Genomic DNA, 19,540 nt, shown 5'->3' with positions numbered 1-19,540 from the left:
CCTTCGGTCTAGTGATAAAAAATCTGTGTGCTAGTGCGCCGGTCGCTACGCGTCACTTCTGAACGCTACGACGTGCCATCGAGCAGCCGCTTCACGAGCGGGTCGATCACGCGAAAATCCTGCTGCGCTTTCAGCCTGTACAGATCGGGCTTCGGATGCGCGCCGTCGGACATCATCGTTTGCCACGCGGGCAACGTGAGGATGTACGCGAACTGGTCGACGAGCGGCACGTGCTGTTCGGCGGCCACGCGTCGTGTCATCGCAACCATCTCGGCGAGTCGCGCATTCCGGCGGCCATCGGGCATCGGGTTCGATGTCTCGAGCACCGGCAGCTTGCCCTGCGCGCGCGCCGTCTTGACGAGTTCGGTTTCCGCTTCGTAGAACTGCTCAGGCGTCAGGTTCTGCATCACTTCGTTGATGCCGTAGTTGATCGTCACGATCTGCGCATGCGATGCGGCAAGGCGTTCGCTCCACGACAGGCCGCCGCGCTTTCCGGTGCCGTCGCGCAGTTGCGTGGCCATCGTTCCGCCGATGCCGAGATTCGTCACGCTGACGCGGTCGCCATATGCGCTGCGCAGTTCGTCCTGCAGAAACGTCACCGCGTTGTCGGGCTGCGGTCCGCAACCGCCGTTGCGGCATGTGATGCCGAGCGTCGTCGAATCGCCGTACGCTTCGATCAGCACCTGCGGCGCGCCAGCAGCTTCGCCCGGCGTCGCAGTCGCGATCGCTGCAAACGCGACCGTCACAGCCATCGCGCCGAACGCAGTGCGGCGCATCTGCATCGCAGCCCAACGCGTCACGGCCCAGTCCACCGGGACGCGCCTCATGCGCGCGTCCTCGATGCATCGGTGCGCGTGGATTCGACCGCTAGCCCAGCCGCTGGCCGTGTCGCGCGATGTGCAGACGATGCGTGGCGTGGCCCATGAATCAGCCGCCGTTCAAACGCGAACCAGCTGATGCTGGCGTAGACGAGCGTAATCGCGAGCGCGAGTGCCGCCGTGACGAGACGCCCATGATGCAGCGGCCACAGCGCGTACAGCACGGTCAGGTGAATCAGGTAGATCGTGTAGCTGATCGTACCGATGTAGACGAGCACCGGATTGCACAGCACGCGCTTGACGATGCCCTTGCTTTGCAGCGCGATCACGACGAGCGACGTGCACAGCACGAGTGACACGCTGTACAGCGCGGCATTCGACAGCGGTGTGTTGGCTGCGCGAAAGCGCGGGAAGTGCAGATGCAGCCAGGCGAGTACCGCGAGCGCGGCAATCGCGCCAAGCACGGCGAGCGGTTTGAACGGCTCGAGCGCATCCGGGTCCTTGCGCACCGCGACCGCGAGCAGTGCGCCCGCGGCGAGCAGATCCATCCGGAACGGCGTCAGGTAGTAGATCGGCCAGAACGAGTCGAACCACGGCGTCGCTATCGCGCGCAGGACCGGCACGCCGACGATCAGCGCGAGCGCGACGTAACCGAGCGCGCGACGCGGCACGAGCAGGATCACGAACGGCCAGAAGATGTAGAACTGCTCTTCGACGGCAAGCGACCACAGCACGTTCAGGCTGTCGTGTCCGCTCTGGTTCAGCGCATCGCCGATGTTCGTCGCGAAGAACGCATACCACTGCCAGTGTTGCGCCCAGCCGAGTCCGAACAGCAGCGACGATACGACCATCAGCAGCACGTAGGGCGGCAGGATGCGGCGCGCACGACGCGCATAGAAGTAGCCGAAGTAGCTCTCTCCGCGTGCCTTGCGCTCGAGCAGGATGCCGGTGATCAAAAAACCGCTTAGTACGAAGAACAGATCGACACCCATCCATAGCGGCGCTTTCAACGCGTGCTGCGCAAACACGGCAAGCACGGCGATCGCGCGCAGGCCGTCGAGTTGCACGATGCGATGTCGGTGAGAGGGCGCGGCAGGCAATGCGCTGGCTGTCATGGAGCGTCCTGGAAAATTCTGGGTTGACTGCGAAATCCGGAACCGGTGGTGCTGCTGCGCCACTGCAACAGGGCAGCGCGGCGGGTCGTGTATGCACGCGACGAACATCCTCCACGCGTCCACGGAAGCGAAACCCATTCTAAGGAAAAGAAATTGCGAAAAAACCGTAATGAAACGTGTGAATGTTTTGAATGACATCGCGACGTCATCAAATGAATGGCCATGATTATTTCCATATTCCATATCGTGAATCTGCAAAAACTGCAAACCCGCGTGGCGTATGGCGGTAAAAACGATCGACTGCGGCGGCCACAGGCATCGCAATCGGGCATCGTTTCATTTCGATTCATTTCTTCATGCGAATCGTGTGCATTTGGTAAGCGTTTGAATATTTTTGAATTATTTTAGATTTTCTTCGCGCCGGATCTTGCGCGTATCGTAGGTCGCAATCAGGAGAGTTTCGTCCTGCGTCCCGCCGTGCCTGCGTGTTTCCACGAGATCTCACCACCTTCGCTACAGGAGAACCCCGTTTGCCGCGTTCCAGGTTTGCCCGGCTCGTCTGCGCGAGCTTCTCGAGCCTCTGTCTCGTCGCCGCATCGGTCGCGTGTGCCGAGACCGCGCTGAATGCGCGAACTTCGTGGATCGGCAATACGTTCGGTTTCGGCGACGGCACGTGGACACAGATCGACATTACCGCCATCGCAGTGGCGCCGAACGGCAAGGTCTACACGAATGCACCATGGGACGAGAGCGGTGCCGAAGCGAGCGTCTATCAGGACGGCAAGATGCTCGGCTTCGCGGGCGGCACGCACGGCTGGGGTAACAGCGGCGGCAACGCGGTCGCGGTGAACCGGCGCTATGCGTTCGTCGCGGTGTCGGTGGGCAACGAGAAAGGGCATCTGGTCGGGCAGGGCATCTGGCCTCAGAAGGGGCGTCAGTGGTACGGCATCTCGCGGCGCGAGATCGGCGACATCAAGCAGAGCGCGCCGTTCCAGCCAGCAGCGAACCCGACGGACCCGCGCGCGAAACTCGCGGCGAGCTTCCTGACGGTGAACGACGTACCGACGCCAACACCTGCTGCGGCGAGCGATACGAACGGCAAACGCACGGTGACGTCCGGCGACATCGGCGGCCTTGCAGCAAGCGACACCACGCTGTACGCGGCGAACACGTCGCGCGATCGCATCGAGGTGTACGACGCCGAATCGATGCTGAAGAAAACGGAGTGGGCGGTCCCGCAGCCGGGCCGTCTCGCGCTTGCACCGGATGGTTCGGTGTGGGCGTTGACGGACACGCTCGGCGATGGGTCGAACCCGATCCCGGACCTGACGTCGAGCAAGACGAGCAATGCCGTACCGCATGTCGCACATTTCAGTGCGAGCGGCAAGCGTCTCGACGACACGCTGCCGCTACCCGCCGATACGGTTGCAGTGGATATCGCCGTCGACGGACGCGGTCGTGTGCTGATCGCGGACAACGGGCCGCGTCAGCAGGTGTTGTTCTTCAGCAAGACGAACGGGCGCTATGCGTTGTCCGGCACGCTCGGCGAACGCGGCGGCATTTTCGCGGGCGTCGCGGGCAAGCCGGGACCGCAGCGCTTCAACGGATTGACCGGTGTCGGCGTCGATGCGAGCGGCAATGTGTACGTGTCGACCAACGGCATCGGGCCGCGTTTTGCGCCGATCGGCGCGGGCCTCGGTGCGACGCTCGAAAGTTACGCGCCCGACGGCAAGCGGCTGTGGCAGGTGGAAGGGCTGCTGTTCGTCGATGGCGCGTGGATCGATCCGTCGCGACCGGACAGCGTCTATACGGGCAACAAACGCTTCGAACTCGATCTGTCGAAGCCGGCGGGGCAGGACTGGCGCTATGCGGGTTTTCTGTCGAACCGCTTCCGCTATCCGCAGGACCCGGTGTTCCACACCGGCCAGTGGCCTGGTCTGCCGGTTGCCCGCAAGTTGAAGGGACGGACGTTCCTGTTTCTGACCGACATGTACGCGGACCAGTTGAAGATCTATCGCTTCGATCCCGCGCGCGAAGGCGAGACGGCGATTCCGTCGGGCTTCATCGCGGGACGTCCACGCGGCGTCGCGAACATTCCGAACGCGCCTGCGGGCGGCGACTGGATCTGGCGCGACGCGAACGGCGACGGTCGTTTCGACGCCAACGAATTTACGCAGAACACGACGAGCATGAAGCTCGTCGGCGGCTGGGGCTGGTGGATCGATACGAACGGCGACATCTGGCGTGCACGCGATTCGAAGGGCGTGTTCCGGTTTCGCTTCGGCGGGCTGGATGCGCACGGCAACCCGATCTACTCGTACGCGGACGTGACCGCGTACCCGGTGCCGCAGCCGTTCACCCTGCTGCGCCGCGCGGTCTACGACCCGGCCACCGATTCGCTGTACGTGACCGGCTATACCGCCGATCTGCTGTTCGAACCGGGCTTCTGGAAGGAAGTGGGCCGCCAGCTGGTGCGCTACGACCACTGGTCGACCGGCAAGCCGGTGCCGCGCTATACGGTGACGCTGCCGTGGGACACGAAAGCGAAGCCTGTCGTGACGACGATCGGGATCACCGTCGAAGGGCAGTACGTGTTCACGGTCGAGGCGGTCGGCGCGGTGCATGTGTACGACCGCGATTCGGGCAAGGAAATCGGCGTGATCCGGCCGGGACCGGAAGTGGGTCGCGCGTCCGGCTGGGTCGACGTGCCGAACGGCATCAGCGCGTTCCGCCGCAGCGACGGCGAGTACCTGATCTTCGTCGAGGAAGACGCGCGCGGCAAAGTGATGATGTATCGCTGGAAACCGGCCTGAACGCGCGCGCGGCGGGATTTTTTTTCGTTTTCCGCACCGCACCAAAGCGCTTTTTTACGTGCTCTACTCGATGCGGCAGCTGTAGCTACGCACGGCGCATGAACGAACCGGAAGGGAATCGATGGAAAAAGGCATCCTCAAGAACGTAGCGATCAATTTCTTCGGACTGGTGCTACCCACGTTCGTGTCGCTCGTCACGGTGCCGGCCTACATCAAGCTGCTCGGCGTCGAGCGGTATGGCGTAATCAGCCTCGTGTGGACCTTGATCGGCTACTTCGGCATCCTCGATCTCGGCATGAGCATGGCCGCGCAAAACCACATCTCGAAGGCGCGCGCGAGCGACGACACCAGTGCGAGTTCGCGCGTGTTCTGGAGCGCGACGTGGCTCAATCTCGCCACCGGCATCGCGGGCGGCCTGATGATCTACTTCGGTGCGTTCCTGTACACCGCGTATTTCACGAAGGTGTCGCCCGAGCTGCAGCACGAGGTCTACATGGCGCTGCCGTGGCTCGCGGTGGCGATGCCGATTGCCAACGTGTCGTGGGTATTCGCCGGCGCGATCAACGGCGCGGAACGCTTCGGCGTCTACAACACGAACCAGACCATCGGCACGTTCCTGTTCCAGTTGCTGCCGCTCGGCGCCGCGTGGTATTTCGCGCCGACGCTGCAATACGTGCTCGCGGCCGCGGTCGTCGCGCGGCTGCTCGCGGCGGTGTTACTCGGCCGCTCCGCGCTGAAGGTGCTCGGCATCCGCCGCATCGAGCCGCCGCAGCTCGGCGTCGCGAAGGGGCTGTTCAGCTTCGGCGGCTGGATGCTGATCACGAGCGTGACGAACATGATTGCCGAATCGCTCGACCGCGTGATGCTCGGCACGTCGCTCGGCGCGCGCTTCGTCACGTACTACACGGTGCCGCAGAACCTCGTCACGCGTCTGAACATCGTGCCGACCGCGCTTGCACGCACGCTGTTTCCACGTCTGTCCGCAGTGGGCCGAGATCATGCGGACGTGATCACACGGCAGTCGCTCGAATTCCTGAACGGCGTGTTCACGCCCGTCGCGCTCGTCGCGATCATCGTGCTCGAACCGTTTCTGCATCTGTGGGTCGGCAACGAGATCGCGACCGCGGCGGGGCCAGTGGGACGCATCCTGATCGTCGGTGTGTGGCTCGTCGGCCAGGCGAACGTGACTCGCATTCTCGTGCAGTCGCAGGTGACGCCGGCCGCTACTGCACGGGTCGGTCTGTTCGAGCTGCCGTTTTTCGCCGGCGCCTTGTGGTTCGGCATCTCTCACTTCGGACTGACCGGCGCGGCGATCGTCGTGGCTACGCGCGCGCTGTTCGATTACGCCGTGCTGCTGTGGCTGTCCGCGATCCGCGCACGGCCGATCGTGCTCGACATGCTCGCGCATCTGGTGTTTCTGCTCGGCACGCTGTGGCTCTCCACGTTCCTGTCCGGCCTCGCGGCCGTCGTCGTTGCGGTTGCGCTCGTGGTCGGCGCCAACGTCATCTGGTCGATCACGATGACGCCGGCGCTACGCGATCTCGCCCGCTCGCTGCTGGTGCGATTGAACCCGAGGAAAAGCGCATGAACCACGATCTCGTCGAACAGGCGGCACTGCGTCCTGTCACGCGCAGCGCGCTCGCCGATCCGGTATCTGCACCGACCGCGCCGACCGTCACGCCTGCAAGCACAACGAGGCCGCGACGCGGCGCGCGCGGCAACGTCCGGGTCGCGATCGTGCACGACTGGCTCGTCACCTATGCGGGTGCGGAGCGCGTGCTCGAGCAGATCGTCGCGTGCTTTCCGGACGCGGACCTGTTCAGCCTCGTCGATTTTCTCGACGACCGCACGTTCGTGCGCGGCAAACCGGTAACGACGTCGTTCATCCAGAAGCTGCCGTTTGCGCGCACGCGCTACCGCGCATGGCTACCGCTGATGCCGCTCGCAATCGAACAGCTCGACGTGTCCGCGTACGACGTCGTGATCTCGAGCAGTCATGCGGTGGCGAAGGGCGTGCTGACCGGGCCCGACCAGGTGCACATCAGCTATGTGCATTCGCCGATCCGCTATGCGTGGGATCTGCAGCATCAGTACCTGCAGCAGTCGAAGCTGACGAGCGGTCCGAAGTCGGCGCTCGCACGCCTGATCCTGCATTACATCCGCAACTGGGATATCCGCACGTCGAATTCGGTCGATTCGTTCGTCGCCAATTCGGCGTTCATCGCGCGCCGCATCAAGAAGGTGTATCAGCGCGAAGCGGACGTGATCTTTCCGCCGGTCGACGTCGATGCGTTCACGCTGAACGAGCAGAAAGACGATTTCTATCTGACCGCATCGCGGATGGTGCCGTACAAGAAGATCGACCTGATCGTCGAGGCTTTCGCGAAGATGCCGGAGCGCAAGCTCGTCGTGATCGGCGACGGCCCCGACATGCAGAAGATCCGCGCAAAGGCCGGCCCGAACGTCGAGATCATGGGTTACCAGCCGTTCGCGGTGCTGCACGACCGGATGCGTCGCGCAAAGGCGTTCGTTTTCGCTGCCGAAGAGGACTTCGGCATTTCGGTGGTCGAAGCGCAGGCCTGCGGCACGCCGGTGATCGCCTACGGCAAGGGCGGGGCGCTCGAAACCGTGCGCGACCCGTCACAGCCGCAACCTACCGGTCTTTTCTTCGACGAGCAGAGCATCGAGTCGATCGTCGGCGCCGTCGACGCGTTCGCGAGCGGTGCGCATCGCTTCGTTGCTGCTGACTGCCGGCGCAACGCCGAACGTTTTTCCGCCCCGCTTTTCCGCGAGCGCTTTTTCGCGCACGTGCGTGCCGCGGTGCCTGCGTTGCAAGGTGCGACGTTGCCTGCATTCGTTGCGCCGCGTGACGTGCCTGCGAAAGTTTCTTCGGAAAATGCACCGCGTGTGCTGGCCGTCGATCAAAGCGGCGTGCTCGGCGGTGCAGAACTGTCGTTGCTCGAAATCGTGAAGGCGCTGCGCGAGCGCGTCGAAGTCGTGCTGTTCGACGATGGTCCGTTCCGCACCGCGCTCGATCAGGCCGGCGTCGCGGTTAACGTGTTCGATTCGGGCGCGCTACGCCATGTCCGCAAGCAGGGCGGCAGTGTGCCGAAATGGCGGGCTGCAAAGGATCTCGTTGGACTGGTACGCAACGTGATGCGCCGCGCACGAAACGCCGATGTGATCTACGCGAACACCCAGCGCGCGATGGTGATCGGCGCACTCGTCGGGCGGCTCGTGCGTAAGCCCGCTGTCTGGCATCTGCGCGACATCGTCAGCGCCGAGCATTTCGGTTCGCGCCAGCTTGCAATCATCAAGTGGTGCGCGAAGCTCGGGCTCGCGCATGTGATCGCGAATTCCGGCGCGTCGAAGCGCGCGTTCGTCGAGTTGACGAAGTTCGATAGCCGGCGCGTCGACGTCGTGTTCAACGGCATCGATGCAGCGCCGTTCGATGCGCTTGCCGACGTGCCGCAAACGACGCTGCGCGCGTTGCTGAATCTGCCGCAGGAAGGCTTCCTCGTCGGTTCGTTCAGCCGTCTCGCGCACTGGAAAGGCCAGCACGTGCTGCTCGAAGCGGTGGTGCTCAATCCGCACATGCATGCGGTGCTGGTAGGCGCGCCGCTGTTCGGCGAGGACGAGTATGAAGCCTCGCTACACGCATTCGTCGTCAATCACGGGATCGGCGACCGTGTGCATTTTCTCGGCTTCCAGAACGACATCGCGGCCTGCATGCGCGCGGTCGATATCGTCGTGCACACGTCGATTACGCCGGAGCCGTTCGGCCGGGTGATCGTCGAAGGCATGCTGGCGCGCCGGCCGGTTGTCGCGGCACGTGCGGGCGGTGTGATCGAGATCGTCGAGGATGGAGTGAACGGAATGCTGTGCACGCCGGGCGATGCACACGGCCTCGCCGACATGCTCGCCGAACTGCGTGCCGACGCAAGCCTGTGCGAGCGGCTCGTCGCGAACGGCGAGCGCGATGCGCGGCAGCGCTTCGGGCCGGCCGCGTACGTCGCTTCGGTAGAGAGGATTCTGCAGAACGTCGTGGACCGCTGACCGCGCCAGAGAGGTCAGGCGATCAGACCTGCGCGGCAGCACTCCCGGACGCAGCTGCGCTGCGATTGCGCGGCTTGAGACTCGCGGACCATTTCATCGCGGGCAGTTCGACCAGCCGATGGAACGCATACGCGACGACCAGCGCGACCAGCATGTAGCCGAACGTCGGCCAGATCGTCATCTGCAGTGACGAACGGAACAGCAGCGACGACAGCAGCACGAAGATTGGCAGATGCACGACGTACAGCGAAAAGCTGAAATCGCCGACGCGCGACAGCGCACGCATCGCGATACCGCCGGCCGTGCGGACCGTGTCGAGCGCGCGGTACAGATAGCACGCGAAGCCCAACGCCCACAACTGGAAAGCGCCGTACTGCCCGAAATGGAACGCGATACAGCCGAGTGCCGTAAAGACCGCCGCCGCGACGTAGAGCAGCACGGAGGGCGTTTGCTTCGTGGGCGCGGCGTGCGCCTTTACATCGGCGATCCATGCACCGAGCGTCCACGACAGCCAGTACGACGTGAAGAACTGAAGGTCATGACGCTCGAGCACGAACGCGGACACGACGTTCACGAGCGCGACTGCCGCGAGCACCGGACCGATGCCGATGCGTCGGCGCAGCGCGAACAGCAGCGGATAGATCGCGTAGAACTGCACTTCGAGCGACAGTGTCCACAGTGCGCCGTTCGATCCGTAGGTCTTGCCGGCCACGCCTTGCAGCGAAAAGAGATTGACGAGGAACGCCTGCACGCCGATCTCGCGCACCTTGTGGCTGACGGGCGGCAGTTGCAGGCTGAACCAGTCGAGCGCAAACGTCAGCACCAGTGCGGCCAGCAACACGGGGTAGATGCGCGCGAAACGGCGCGCCCAGAAATTCGTCGCGTTGAGCCGATAGCCGGGGTTCTGCGCGATGCGCAGTGCGGCGCCGCGATGGATGCAGTAGCCGCTGATCACGAAGAAGACCGGCACGCCCGCCGATCCCCATGCAATCGGAAACGTGAGGTACGCGACGATTGCGTTGAAATCGAGCGAGTGGCCCATCGCTGCGTGAAAGCTCTGCATGCCGACCCATTCGACCTGCCGGCAATGGAAGTACGCGACCAGCAACGCCGCGAAGCCGCGCATCGTGTCGATCACGTGGTCCTTGCCCACGGCGTCCACGCGGACTTCGCCGTGCGGGCGGGTCTGGAAGGTCAATGGAGTAGCGGTTGCCTCGAAGGCGGTATTGCTCATGCGGCTCATGCGCGCTCCGTAATCGTGCTGCGGAATTTACTTATGTACGGCGCGCGGTCAATGCCGCGGGCGCCGGCTCACATGGCCATCGTAGAGCATCGGCAAACCGTAAAAATGAATAAAAATTCATTCCGGAAGGAAATGATGGAAATGAAAGTTGAATGAATTCCGTGAAACAGTTAGTAAATTCCGTTACCCAGCAGTAGCTAACTGCGGTCGACACAATTATTTGTCGATTTTGTCGTGATAATTTGAGTCTCGGGTTCCTTTGACAGGAGTAAAGCCATGAACATGCATCTGCTCGCAGGCATCGCTGTCCTGCTGGTTCTGGTGGCGGTGTCCGCCTACCGCGAAGCGCTCCGAAACGAGCCGATCGGACGTTTCCGGATGACCCCGGGCAAACTGCCGCCGTTCGACGAGAACGAATAACTGCTTTGAATATCGCAGCGGATTTAATGCGTAATATTTGCGCGATCCGTTAATCTCGCTGCCGGCGGGTCGCGTAATTGTTTCCGGCTTCATTTCATCATGCGACAACAGCGGATCGAATGGTCCGATTCAAGACGATCCGATGAACTCCAGGCGGAAAAACGAATAATTTTCCGCTAGTCTTTTTGAAGCGGTTTCCAGCACGCGTGCCCCCGCCACGGCGGGCGCAAGAAGATTGATTAACCGATGTGGGAATGCAGACCATGCTGAAAGTCACCAAAGCCGTGTTTCCCGTGGCGGGCCTCGGAACACGCTTCCTGCCGGCCACCAAGGCCAGTCCGAAGGAGATGCTGCCCATCGTCGACAAGCCGCTGATCCAGTATGCGGTCGAAGAAGCGATCGAGGCGGGCATTACCGAAATGATCTTCGTGACCGGGCGCAGCAAGCGCGCGATCGAAGATCACTTCGACAAGTCGTACGAAATCGAAGCCGAACTCGAGGCACGCGGCAAGGAGCAGTTGCTCGAACTCGTTCGCGGCATCAAGCCCGCAAACGTCGACTGCTTCTATGTGCGCCAGGCGACCGCACTCGGCCTTGGCCATGCGGTGCTGTGCGCCGAAAAACTGGTCGGCGAGAGCCCGTTCGCGGTGATCCTCGCGGACGATCTGCTGCACAGCACGCAACCGGTGATGAAGCAGCTGGTCGACGTGTTCAACCACTATCACAGCTCGGTGGTGGGCGTCGAAACGATCGCACGCGAAGACAGCCGTTCATACGGTGTCGTCGATGGACGCGAGTGGGAAGAAGACGTGATCAAGCTGTCGGGCATCGTCGAAAAGCCGGCCCCTGAAAAGGCGCCGTCGAATCTCGGCGTGGTGGGCCGTTACGTGCTGATGCCGACGATCTTCAAGCACATCCGCGCGTTGAAGCCGGGTGCGGGTGGCGAACTGCAGCTCACCGACGCGCTGCAGTCGCTGCTGGCCGAGGAACAGGTGCTGGCGTACCGCTATTTCGGCACGCGCTTCGACTGCGGCAGCAAGCTCGGCTATCTGAAAGCGACCGTAGAATTCGCGTTGCGCCATCCGGAGGTCAAGGCGGAATTCGAGGAGTACTTGCAGAATTTTCTGCCGGTACAACTTACGGCGGCCGCTGCGTAACAATCTCCGAAGTTTCAGCCGACGCGTGGCGCGCGGGCGCGAACGATTGGTCCGCGTACTGCGTCGTCGGCTGTATCGCCTGAATCTGCGTAGAAGTGCCCGACGCTGAGGAACTGCGCGGGCGTCAACGCGCGGGCGAAATTGTTGACCGCGTTGACCACGTCGACCACGCCGGCCCGTTTCCGCGCGGTCGACACCGGCTCGCACGAGCATGATCGTGCTCTGGACGTCCCCAGCCATTTCCTGCGGGTAAAGACAGTCTGCCCCGTCGGCACAAGACCGTTGAAAGCCTCTCGCGTGCAATCCGCAAGCCTCACCGGCTACGCAGCGGCAGATTCGTACGCGCATCTCCCGAACCCGCGCTGTTTCGTCGAATTGACGCCGCTTCCGTGCTCTCATCGATTCTTTGCGTCGCGGCACACGCTGCTAGTCTGACTGCACGGTCCTTGCCACCGGGCACGAACGAACGGCGACCTTGCGTATAGCTAACGCATTTCTTTCGACATCCCTCACAACGCGCGACGATGTCCAACGCACTCAATTTTTCCGGCGGTCCGGGCGCATTGCCTGAACCGGTCCTGCGGCAAACCCGCGATGCGATCGTCGCACTGCCCGAAACGGGGCTCTCGGTGCTCGGCATGAGCCACCGCTCCGACTGGTTTCGCGCGCTGCTCGCCGAAGCGGAGCGGAACCTGCGCGCGCTGCTCGATCTTCCGGACGACTATGCCGTGACGTTCCTGCAGGGCGGGAGCAGTCTGCAGTTCGCGATGATCCCGATGAACTTCGCCGCGCACGCGGCCGCGCCGCCGGAATACATTGCGTCGGGCTACTGGAGCGCACGCGCCGCGGCGGAAGCGGTACGCGTCTCGGCAGCAAAGATCGCATGGGACGGGCGCGACACGGGGTACCGCCGTCTGCCGGATCTGCATCGTCTCGACGTGGCGCGATCGGCCGCGTATCTGCACTACGTGTCGAATGAAACGGTTGAAGGGCTGCAGTTTCCCGCGTGCGAAGGAGCGTTACCGGTGCCGCTGATCGCGGACATGTCGTCGGATTTCCTGTCGCAGCCGATCCATGCCGGGCACTTCGCGATGATCTACGCGCACGCACAGAAGAACCTCGGTCCGGCAGGCGTGACGGTCGCAATCGTCGACCGCGCGATGCTCGAACGCATTCCCGATAATCTGCCGGCGATTCTCGATTTCCGCACGCACGTCGAGCACGGTTCGAACTACAACACGCCACCGGTGTTCGCGATCTACGTGCTGACGCTGATCACGCGCTGGCTGCGCGACGAGATCGGTGGCCTCGATGCGATGCGCCACATCAACGTGCGCAAGGCCGCGCGGTTGTACGCAACGCTCGACGCACTCGGCGGCGCTGCGACGATTCATGCGGACGCTCCATGGCGTTCGCGGACCAACGTCGCGTTCACGTTCGGCGACCCGCGTCTCGATGCGGCCTTCATCGACGCCGCGCGCGAACGCGGCATAGTCGGTCTGGAAGGGCACCGGTCGCTCGGCGGATTGCGTGCGTCGCTGTACAACGCGGTCACCGAAACAGCGGTCGATACGCTGTGCGACGCATTGACCGAATTCTGTCTGCAACGCGTATGAACGCTGTGACGACACCGGTCATTCACCGGGACACCGGGCAGATCAAACGGGCGCTCGACGCCGACCCGCTCAACCTCGAACTGCACACGGCGATGGCCGAAGCGTTGCAGGCGGCCGGCGACGAGACCGGTTTTCTCGCGCACCGGATCGCGGTCGCGACCTTCGACACGATCGTGGCCGGCGCGCCGGAACTCGCATCGATCGCGCTCTACAACCTCGCGACCGTCTACTACATGCGCGGCGACAACGATGCGGCGAAGCACTGGTACGGCCACACGCTGAGCGTACATCCCGATCTCGCGATAGCGCATCAGAATCTCGCGGCGATCTGCGACGCACAGGGGCAGCGTGCCGACGCGGAGCAGCATCGCAGTCGTGCGTATACGCTGCAGCGCGTGTTCATCGAGCCGGCGCAGAACCCGCGGCGCCGGCTGCTGATTCTCTGTTCGGGGTACGCGTCCGGCAATGTGCCGGTCGATACACTGTTGCCGTCCGACACCATCGACCGGATCAAGTACGCAATCGACTACGCGCCGGACGCCGAAGACGCGCAGTTGCCGCCGTTCGATCTGGTGTTCAACGCGATCGGCGAACCGGATATCGCGCAGCCGCTCACTGCACGGCTCGAACGTTTTGCAAAACGCTGCGGACGCGCGTTGCTGAATCGCCCCGACGCCGTCGCGCGCACACAGCGTCACCGGATGGCGTTGCTGCTGGCGGGCATCGACGGCGTCGCGGTTGCCCCGTGCATTCGCGTCGTGCGGATGCCGGAATCGCGGCGTGCATTCGCGGAGCGACTCGAGGTCGCGAACCTCGTGTTTCCGTTGCTGATGCGACCACTCGCGACGCATGGCGGCGATGGGCTCGTGCTGCATACGTCGTTCGACGCGCTATGGGCCGCACTGAAGGAGACCGACGAACCGCGCTACGTGACCCGCTTCGACGATTTTCGCAGCGCGGACGGACAGTATCGCAAGTACCGGATCGTGTTCGTGGACCGGAAGCCGTTTCCGTATCACCTCGCGATTTCGCCGCACTGGATGGTCCATTACTACACGGCCGGCATGCTCGAGAACCCCGACAAGATCGCCGAGGAACGGCGTTTTCTCGAGGATCCGCGCGCCGCGCTGGGTGAGCGTGCGATGCGGGCGATCGAAGCGATCGGCCGCCGGCTCGATTTCGATTACGGCGGGATCGACTTTACGATGCTGCCCGACGGCCGCGTGTTCGTATTCGAAGCGAATGCGACGATGCTGATTCATCGCGAGACGGCCGACGGTCCGCTCGCGCACAAGAATGCGTTCGTGCAGCGCATCGTCGATGCGTTCGAGCAGTTGCAGGACGAGCGCTCGCATGTTGCTACGTAGCGTGCAGTCGCGATCATGACGACGTACGAAACCGGTCGCCTGGAGCAGGGCAGCGTGCTCGATCCTGAGCGTTTGGCAAAGGCAAAAGCGTTGCACGTCGCCGGCGATCTCGATGCGACACGTGCATGCTACGAAGCGATGCTCGTCGACGACCCCGCGCACGCCGACGTGCGCTTCCGGCTCGGCATTCTCGAACTGCAATGCGGTCGACCCGTACAAGCGCTTGCGTGCGTGGAGCGCGCGCTCGAACACGCGCCGCACGAATCGCGCTACCGCCTGGGCCGTGCACGGATTCTCGCGACGCTGCAGCGGTTCGACGAGACGGTCGACGCATGCCGTGCGTTGCTCGCGGACGATACTGCGGTCACGGATGCCCGCCTGCTGCTGGCCGATGCGCTGCACGCGCGTGGCGACTGGCGTGACGCCGCTGCCGCATACGAAGCCATACTCGCGCTCGAGCCGGTTCACGTCGACGCGCTGAACAACCTCGGCAACACGTATCGACTGCTCGGCGACGCCACGCTTGCGGAAGCCGCGTATCGTCGCGCCCTGGCATGCGACCGGCACGCCGGCGCGCTGACGAATCTCGGCACGCTGCTGCGCGCGGCTGGACGCAACGACGAAGGGATAGCGATGCTGCGCGAAGCGGTCGACACCGATCCGCACAGCGCGGCCGCACACGCGAATCTCGGCGTCGCGCTGCTCGAACGCGGCGACGCCGGCGATCCGGCTGACGCGTTCGTGCTGATCGAGCGGGCAGCCGCACTCGATCCTTCTGCGGCCGATATCGCCTACAACCTCGGCAACGCCGCACACGCGCTCGGTCGTCACGACGACGCGCTCGCCCATTATCGTCGCGCGATCGCGCAGCAGCCGGACCACGCGGACGCGCACAACAATCTCGGCAACGTGCTGAAGCAGCGCGGTGCGTTCGACGCTGCCGCGGATGCGTTCGAACATGCGCTACGTGTGCAGCCGACGCACGTCGCGGCGCACAACAACCTGGGCAATCTGCATCGGACACTCGGCCGCATCGAAGAGGCCGAAACTTGCATCCGCCGCGCGCTCGCGGTCGCACCCGCGCATTCGGTGAGTCACAACAATCTCGGCAACGTACTGAAGGATGGCGGCGCGCTGAACGACGCGATCGCGAGCTACCGTCGTGCGGTCGATTGCGACGCGGACAACGTGGTCGCGCACAGCAATCTGCTGTATGCGCTGACGTTCGAGTCCGAGGACGCGCGTGCGGTGCTGGACGAAGCGCATCGCTGGTCCGCACGGCACGAAGCGCCGCTGCGGGCCACGCGTCTCGCACACGAGGATTCACCGTGCACGCATGCATCCGCGCGACGGCTGCGCATCGGCTACGTGTCCGCGGATTTTCGCGACCATTGCCAGGCGTTGTTCCTGATGCCGCTGCTCGCGCATCACGACCGCAGCGCGTTCGAGATCGTCTGCTATGCGAACGTCGAGCGGCCCGATGCGATGACCCGGCGCCTCGCTCACCACGTGGACGTGTGGCGTGACATTCGCGCGCTCGACGACGAGCGTCTCGCGCACACGATCCACGCGGACGGCATCGACATCCTCGTCGATCTGACGATGCACATGGCTGATGGACGTCCATTGGCATTCGCGCGCAGGCCTGCGCCGGTGCAGGTCGCGTGGCTCGCATACCCGGGCACGACCGGGCTCGACGCGATTGACTACCGGCTCACCGACCCGCATCTCGATCCGCCGGAGCACGATGGTCACTACCGCGAACGCTCGATGCGGCTCGCGGACACGTTCTGGTGCTACGACCCGCTGGTTGCCGACCCGCTCGCGCGACCGGAACCCGGTCCGCTGCCGGCGTTCGCGAACGGCTACATCACGTTCGGTTGTCTGAACAATCCGTGCAAGCTGACCGACCGCACGCTGCGGATGTGGGCCGGCGCGATGCACGCGTTGCCCGATGCGCGGCTCGTCCTGATGGCCGCGCCCGGTATCGCGCGCGAACGGCTCGCCGCACGCGCAGCCGGGCAGGGCATTGATGCCGCGCGTCTCGCGTTCGTGCCGTTCCGGCCGCGCGCCGATTACCTCGCGAGCTATCGCGACATCGACATCGGGCTCGACACGTTTCCGTACAACGGCCACACGACGAGCCTCGACGCGCTATGGATGGGTGTGCCGGTCGTCACGCGCGTCGGAGAGACAGCGGTCGGCCGCGGCGGTCTGAGTCAACTGACGAATCTTGGCCTCGCAGAATTTGCGGCCCCTACCGACGAAGCATTCGTGCGCACCGTGCTCGCGCTCGCCGGGGGCCTGCCGGCGCTCGCGGCGTTGCGCAACGGCCTGCGCGCCCGCATGGAACGCTCGCCGCTGATGGATGGCGCACGCTTCGCGCGGCAGATCGAGGCCGCCTACCGGCAGATGTGGGCGACGCACACCGAGCGTTGAGCGTGCGCATTTGCTAGACTGACCACGGCAACGGTGCGCGATGGACAGTTCGGCGCGCCGCACAAAAAATGGCCGGCAACCATCGGAGTAAGCGCTAAAGCACTAACTGCGGCCGACCTAGGAGACATCGATGAAAATCGCTTTTGCCGATTTCGAGCGCCAGGTGGTGCAACGCCATCTGATCAAAGGACATGTCTACGAAAACGCCGCGGCGCTCGTCGAGCGAGCGAACATCTGGATCGCGGAACACGGGGTCGACGTGATCAACGTCGAAAGCCTGTCGACATTCGGTAGCGGCGACGACACCAGCGTCAGCCACTGGTACTCTGGCATCAGGGTCTGGTACAGGACGGAATGAACATCGCCGGGGCGCGCGGTTTGCGCAACGACTGGCCCTCCACGCAACGCCGTCATATAACTTGAACAGGCAAAGATGTGGCACATGGCCGCACGTACGGCAGGAACTGCCGGCGTTCGCGGCAGTCCAGTAGATACTGGCGATGCGCGGGTTGTCGCGTCGTCCGTTGTCCGTCAGTGGTCTATGCGCAGCGCCACCGCGGACGTGACCGCGTTCTGAACTTCACGCATACAGGAGATTCGACATGACCATCCGGATTGGCGACGAAGCACCCGATTTCACGGCCCAGACGACCGAAGGCACGCTCCACTTCCACGAGTGGATCGGCGACGGCTGGGCGATCCTGTTTTCTCACCCGAAAGATTTCACACCGGTCTGCACGACTGAGCTGGGCTACATGGCGGGCTTGAAGCCGGAGTTCGACCGGCGCAATACGAAGATCGTCGGCCTGAGCGTCGACCCGGTGAGCGACCATAAGAAATGGGTCGGCGACATCGCGGAGACGCAGGGTCATGCGATCAACTACCCGATGATCGGCGACGACGACCTGACCGTCGCGAAGCTGTATGACATGATCCATCCGAACGCGAGCGGCGGCGGTCCGCGCACCGCGACCGACAACGCGACGGTGCGCTCGGTGTTCATCGTCGGGCCGGACAAGAAGGTCAAGGCGATGCTGGTCTATCCAATGAGCGCGGGGCGCAATTTCGACGAGGTACTGCGCCTGCTCGACGCATTGCAGCTGAACGCGAAACATGCGGTCGCGACGCCGGTGAACTGGAAGCCGGGCGACGACGTAATCATTCCGACGTCGGTATCGGACGACGACGCGCGCAAGAAATATCCGCAAGGCTTCAAGACGCTCAAGCCGTACCTGCGCGTGGTGACGCAGCCGAAGTAAGCCGCGGCCTGACGCTGTTTCGAACATCGATGCCGGTGCTTCATGCGCCGGCTTTTTTTGCTTCCCATTCTCCGTATCGTATTCGGGAACGACGCTTGCTTGAAAGCGTTTGCCGGACCTGCAAATCTGACTTGCCGTCGTGCGGATCGATGCGCGTGCATCCCGGTTGCGGCAGGACTTGCATTCCGGCCGCGTCGTTCTTACGCGATGGCGATCGCATCCGGCATCCCGGTACGCGAACAATCGCCGCTTTTTGCCGGCAACACCGTCGGCGCCTCGCCGGGAGTTCAAAGAATGCGGATCGAAACGGCAGTAGCGACACGCAAGCGGGCAGGGAAGCGGACACAAAAGCGAGCATGGCGAAAAGGCGGTCGTAGCGCTGCCACAGTGGCAACGATCGTGTGCGGCTATGCGATATCGGTCTGCACGCCCGCGCACGCGCAAACCCCGTCACCGCTCGCGGAATGGCAGTATTCGTCCGGCATTCCGCTGCAAAAACTGTATGGCGAGAGCCAGCCCGACTGGCAGTTCCGCCTCGGTGCGGCGACGACGTTCCAGCCGCGCTACGATGGTGCGGACCGCTACCACATGATGGCCGGCCCCAGCTTCGATCTGCGCTACCGCGACCTGTTCTTCGCGTCGACGGGCGACGGTATCGGCGCGAACGTGATCAACGGCACGCACTGGCGCACCAGCATCGCGATCGCCTACGATCTCGGCAGGCGTGCCGCCGACGACCAGCAGCATCTGCACGGCCTTGGCAACATCAATGCGGCGCCGGAGATCAAGATCGCGACCGACTACGTGATCTCGAAGGATTTCCCGCTCGTGCTGCGCGCGGACATTCGCCGCAGCCTCGGCGGCACCGACGGTTGGGTCGGCGATCTGGGTGCGTACATGCCGCTGCCGGGCAGTTCGGAGAAGTTCTACTGGTTTGGCGGCCCGACGATGACGTTCGCGGATTCGCGCTACATGAACCGCTGGTTCGGTGTCAGTTCCGAACAGTCGGTGCGCTCCGGCTACCCGCGCTACTCGGCGAATGCAGGGCTGAAATCGGTCGGCGCGGGCATCACGATGGTCTGGTTTTTTCGCAAGCACTGGTTCATGACCGCTGACGGCGCGATCGAGCAGCTGGTCGGCCGCGCGGCGCACAGCCCGATCACGCAGAGTTCGACGAACGCGGTGGTCGACGTGTCGGTGAATTACGCGTTTTGAGGGGTTCTGAACGGGTAGGGCG

14 protein-coding genes are annotated in these 19,540 nt (G+C 63.7%); 11 read left to right on the top strand and 3 right to left on the bottom strand.

Going from position 1 to position 19,540, the window contains the following annotated elements:
- Positions 1 to 65: 65 nt before the first annotated feature.
- Both ACREXZ_RS05730 and ACREXZ_RS05725 read right to left on the bottom strand, forming a co-directional pair.
- A complete protein-coding gene (locus tag ACREXZ_RS05730) occupies positions 66 to 752 on the bottom strand; it encodes an SGNH/GDSL hydrolase family protein (protein ID WP_431763351.1) in 687 nt (228 codons plus the stop codon).
- Positions 753 to 823: 71 nt separating this feature from the next.
- Entirely contained in the window at positions 824 to 1,933 is a 1,110-nt protein-coding gene (locus ACREXZ_RS05725) for an acyltransferase family protein (protein WP_431763077.1), read from the bottom strand.
- A gap of 530 nt (positions 1,934 to 2,463) precedes the next feature.
- On the opposite strand from ACREXZ_RS05725, the gene ACREXZ_RS05720 reads away from it, so the two are divergent.
- From ACREXZ_RS05720 to ACREXZ_RS05710, 3 genes are all read left to right on the top strand, one after another.
- A complete protein-coding gene (locus tag ACREXZ_RS05720; RefSeq protein WP_431763076.1) occupies positions 2,464 to 4,746 on the top strand; it encodes a hypothetical protein in 2,283 nt (760 codons plus the stop codon).
- A gap of 121 nt (positions 4,747 to 4,867) precedes the next feature.
- Complete coding sequence (locus tag ACREXZ_RS05715) at positions 4,868 to 6,334, top strand: flippase (RefSeq protein WP_431763075.1); 1,467 nt, start codon at positions 4,868 to 4,870, stop codon at positions 6,332 to 6,334.
- Positions 6,331 to 8,802, top strand: a complete 2,472-nt coding sequence (locus ACREXZ_RS05710) for a glycosyltransferase family 4 protein (protein ID WP_431763074.1) — start codon at positions 6,331 to 6,333, stop codon at positions 8,800 to 8,802. The genes ACREXZ_RS05715 and ACREXZ_RS05710 overlap by 4 nt, the downstream gene beginning before the upstream one ends.
- Before the next feature lie 22 nt (positions 8,803 to 8,824).
- Here the strand turns inward: ACREXZ_RS05710 and ACREXZ_RS05705 are convergent, their stop codons facing one another.
- Positions 8,825 to 10,036, bottom strand: coding sequence for an acyltransferase family protein (locus tag ACREXZ_RS05705; protein WP_431763350.1), 1,212 nt, complete (start codon positions 10,034 to 10,036; stop codon positions 8,825 to 8,827).
- A 285-nt stretch (positions 10,037 to 10,321) separates the two neighbouring features.
- On the opposite strand from ACREXZ_RS05705, the gene ACREXZ_RS05700 reads away from it, so the two are divergent.
- The 8 genes from ACREXZ_RS05700 (at position 10,322) to ACREXZ_RS05665 (ending at position 19,518) form a co-directional block, all read left to right on the top strand.
- Positions 10,322 to 10,465 carry a hypothetical protein gene (locus ACREXZ_RS05700; RefSeq protein ID WP_431763073.1) on the top strand — a complete coding sequence of 48 codons (144 nt, stop codon included), beginning with the start codon at positions 10,322 to 10,324 and terminating at the stop codon, positions 10,463 to 10,465.
- A gap of 263 nt (positions 10,466 to 10,728) precedes the next feature.
- Positions 10,729 to 11,622, top strand: coding sequence for a UTP--glucose-1-phosphate uridylyltransferase GalU (gene galU, locus ACREXZ_RS05695; protein WP_431763072.1), 894 nt, complete (start codon positions 10,729 to 10,731; stop codon positions 11,620 to 11,622).
- A gap of 524 nt (positions 11,623 to 12,146) precedes the next feature.
- A complete protein-coding gene (locus tag ACREXZ_RS05690) occupies positions 12,147 to 13,238 on the top strand; it encodes a phosphoserine transaminase (protein ID WP_431763071.1) in 1,092 nt (363 codons plus the stop codon).
- On the top strand, positions 13,235 to 14,605 hold the full coding sequence (locus ACREXZ_RS05685; RefSeq protein ID WP_431763070.1) for a hypothetical protein: 1,371 nt from the start codon (positions 13,235 to 13,237) through the stop codon (positions 14,603 to 14,605). The genes ACREXZ_RS05690 and ACREXZ_RS05685 overlap by 4 nt, the downstream gene beginning before the upstream one ends.
- A gap of 15 nt (positions 14,606 to 14,620) precedes the next feature.
- Positions 14,621 to 17,044, top strand: coding sequence for a tetratricopeptide repeat protein (locus ACREXZ_RS05680; RefSeq protein ID WP_431763069.1), 2,424 nt, complete (start codon positions 14,621 to 14,623; stop codon positions 17,042 to 17,044).
- A gap of 130 nt (positions 17,045 to 17,174) precedes the next feature.
- A complete protein-coding gene (locus tag ACREXZ_RS05675; protein WP_431763068.1) occupies positions 17,175 to 17,402 on the top strand; it encodes a hypothetical protein in 228 nt (75 codons plus the stop codon).
- 244 nt (positions 17,403 to 17,646) lie between these two features.
- Positions 17,647 to 18,303 carry a peroxiredoxin gene (locus tag ACREXZ_RS05670; protein ID WP_431763067.1) on the top strand — a complete coding sequence of 219 codons (657 nt, stop codon included), beginning with the start codon at positions 17,647 to 17,649 and terminating at the stop codon, positions 18,301 to 18,303.
- Between the two features lie 294 nt (positions 18,304 to 18,597).
- On the top strand, positions 18,598 to 19,518 hold the full coding sequence (locus ACREXZ_RS05665; RefSeq protein WP_431763066.1) for a MipA/OmpV family protein: 921 nt from the start codon (positions 18,598 to 18,600) through the stop codon (positions 19,516 to 19,518).
- The last annotated feature ends 22 nt before the right edge of the window (positions 19,519 to 19,540 follow it).

It is taken from the genome of Paraburkholderia sp. (genome assembly GCF_050742655.1).
In the GTDB taxonomy this organism is placed as follows: Bacteria; Pseudomonadota; Gammaproteobacteria; order Burkholderiales; family Burkholderiaceae; genus Paraburkholderia.
Note: the sequence above shows the minus strand (reverse complement) of the source record. Positions and strands in the feature narration are given on the sequence as shown.

Excerpts from the sequence above, each read along its gene's own strand:
- ACREXZ_RS05725 (WP_431763077.1), bottom strand. The coding sequence starts at position 1,933 with ATGACAGCCAGCGCATTGCCTGCCGCGCCCTCTCACCGACATCGCATC.
- ACREXZ_RS05700 (WP_431763073.1), top strand. The coding sequence starts at position 10,322 with ATGAACATGCATCTGCTCGCAGGCATCGCTGTCCTGCTGGTTCTGGTG.
- galU (WP_431763072.1), top strand. The coding sequence starts at position 10,729 with ATGCTGAAAGTCACCAAAGCCGTGTTTCCCGTGGCGGGCCTCGGAACA.
- ACREXZ_RS05680 (WP_431763069.1), top strand. The coding sequence starts at position 14,621 with ATGACGACGTACGAAACCGGTCGCCTGGAGCAGGGCAGCGTGCTCGAT.
- ACREXZ_RS05705 (WP_431763350.1), bottom strand. The coding sequence starts at position 10,036 with ATGAGCAATACCGCCTTCGAGGCAACCGCTACTCCATTGACCTTCCAG.
- ACREXZ_RS05675 (WP_431763068.1), top strand. The coding sequence starts at position 17,175 with ATGAAAATCGCTTTTGCCGATTTCGAGCGCCAGGTGGTGCAACGCCAT.
- ACREXZ_RS05685 (WP_431763070.1), top strand. The coding sequence starts at position 13,235 with ATGAACGCTGTGACGACACCGGTCATTCACCGGGACACCGGGCAGATC.
- ACREXZ_RS05670 (WP_431763067.1), top strand. The coding sequence starts at position 17,647 with ATGACCATCCGGATTGGCGACGAAGCACCCGATTTCACGGCCCAGACG.
- ACREXZ_RS05730 (WP_431763351.1), bottom strand. The coding sequence starts at position 752 with ATGGCTGTGACGGTCGCGTTTGCAGCGATCGCGACTGCGACGCCGGGC.
- ACREXZ_RS05715 (WP_431763075.1), top strand. The coding sequence starts at position 4,868 with ATGGAAAAAGGCATCCTCAAGAACGTAGCGATCAATTTCTTCGGACTG.
- ACREXZ_RS05665 (WP_431763066.1), top strand. The coding sequence starts at position 18,598 with ATGCGGATCGAAACGGCAGTAGCGACACGCAAGCGGGCAGGGAAGCGG.
- ACREXZ_RS05690 (WP_431763071.1), top strand. The coding sequence starts at position 12,147 with ATGTCCAACGCACTCAATTTTTCCGGCGGTCCGGGCGCATTGCCTGAA.
- ACREXZ_RS05710 (WP_431763074.1), top strand. The coding sequence starts at position 6,331 with ATGAACCACGATCTCGTCGAACAGGCGGCACTGCGTCCTGTCACGCGC.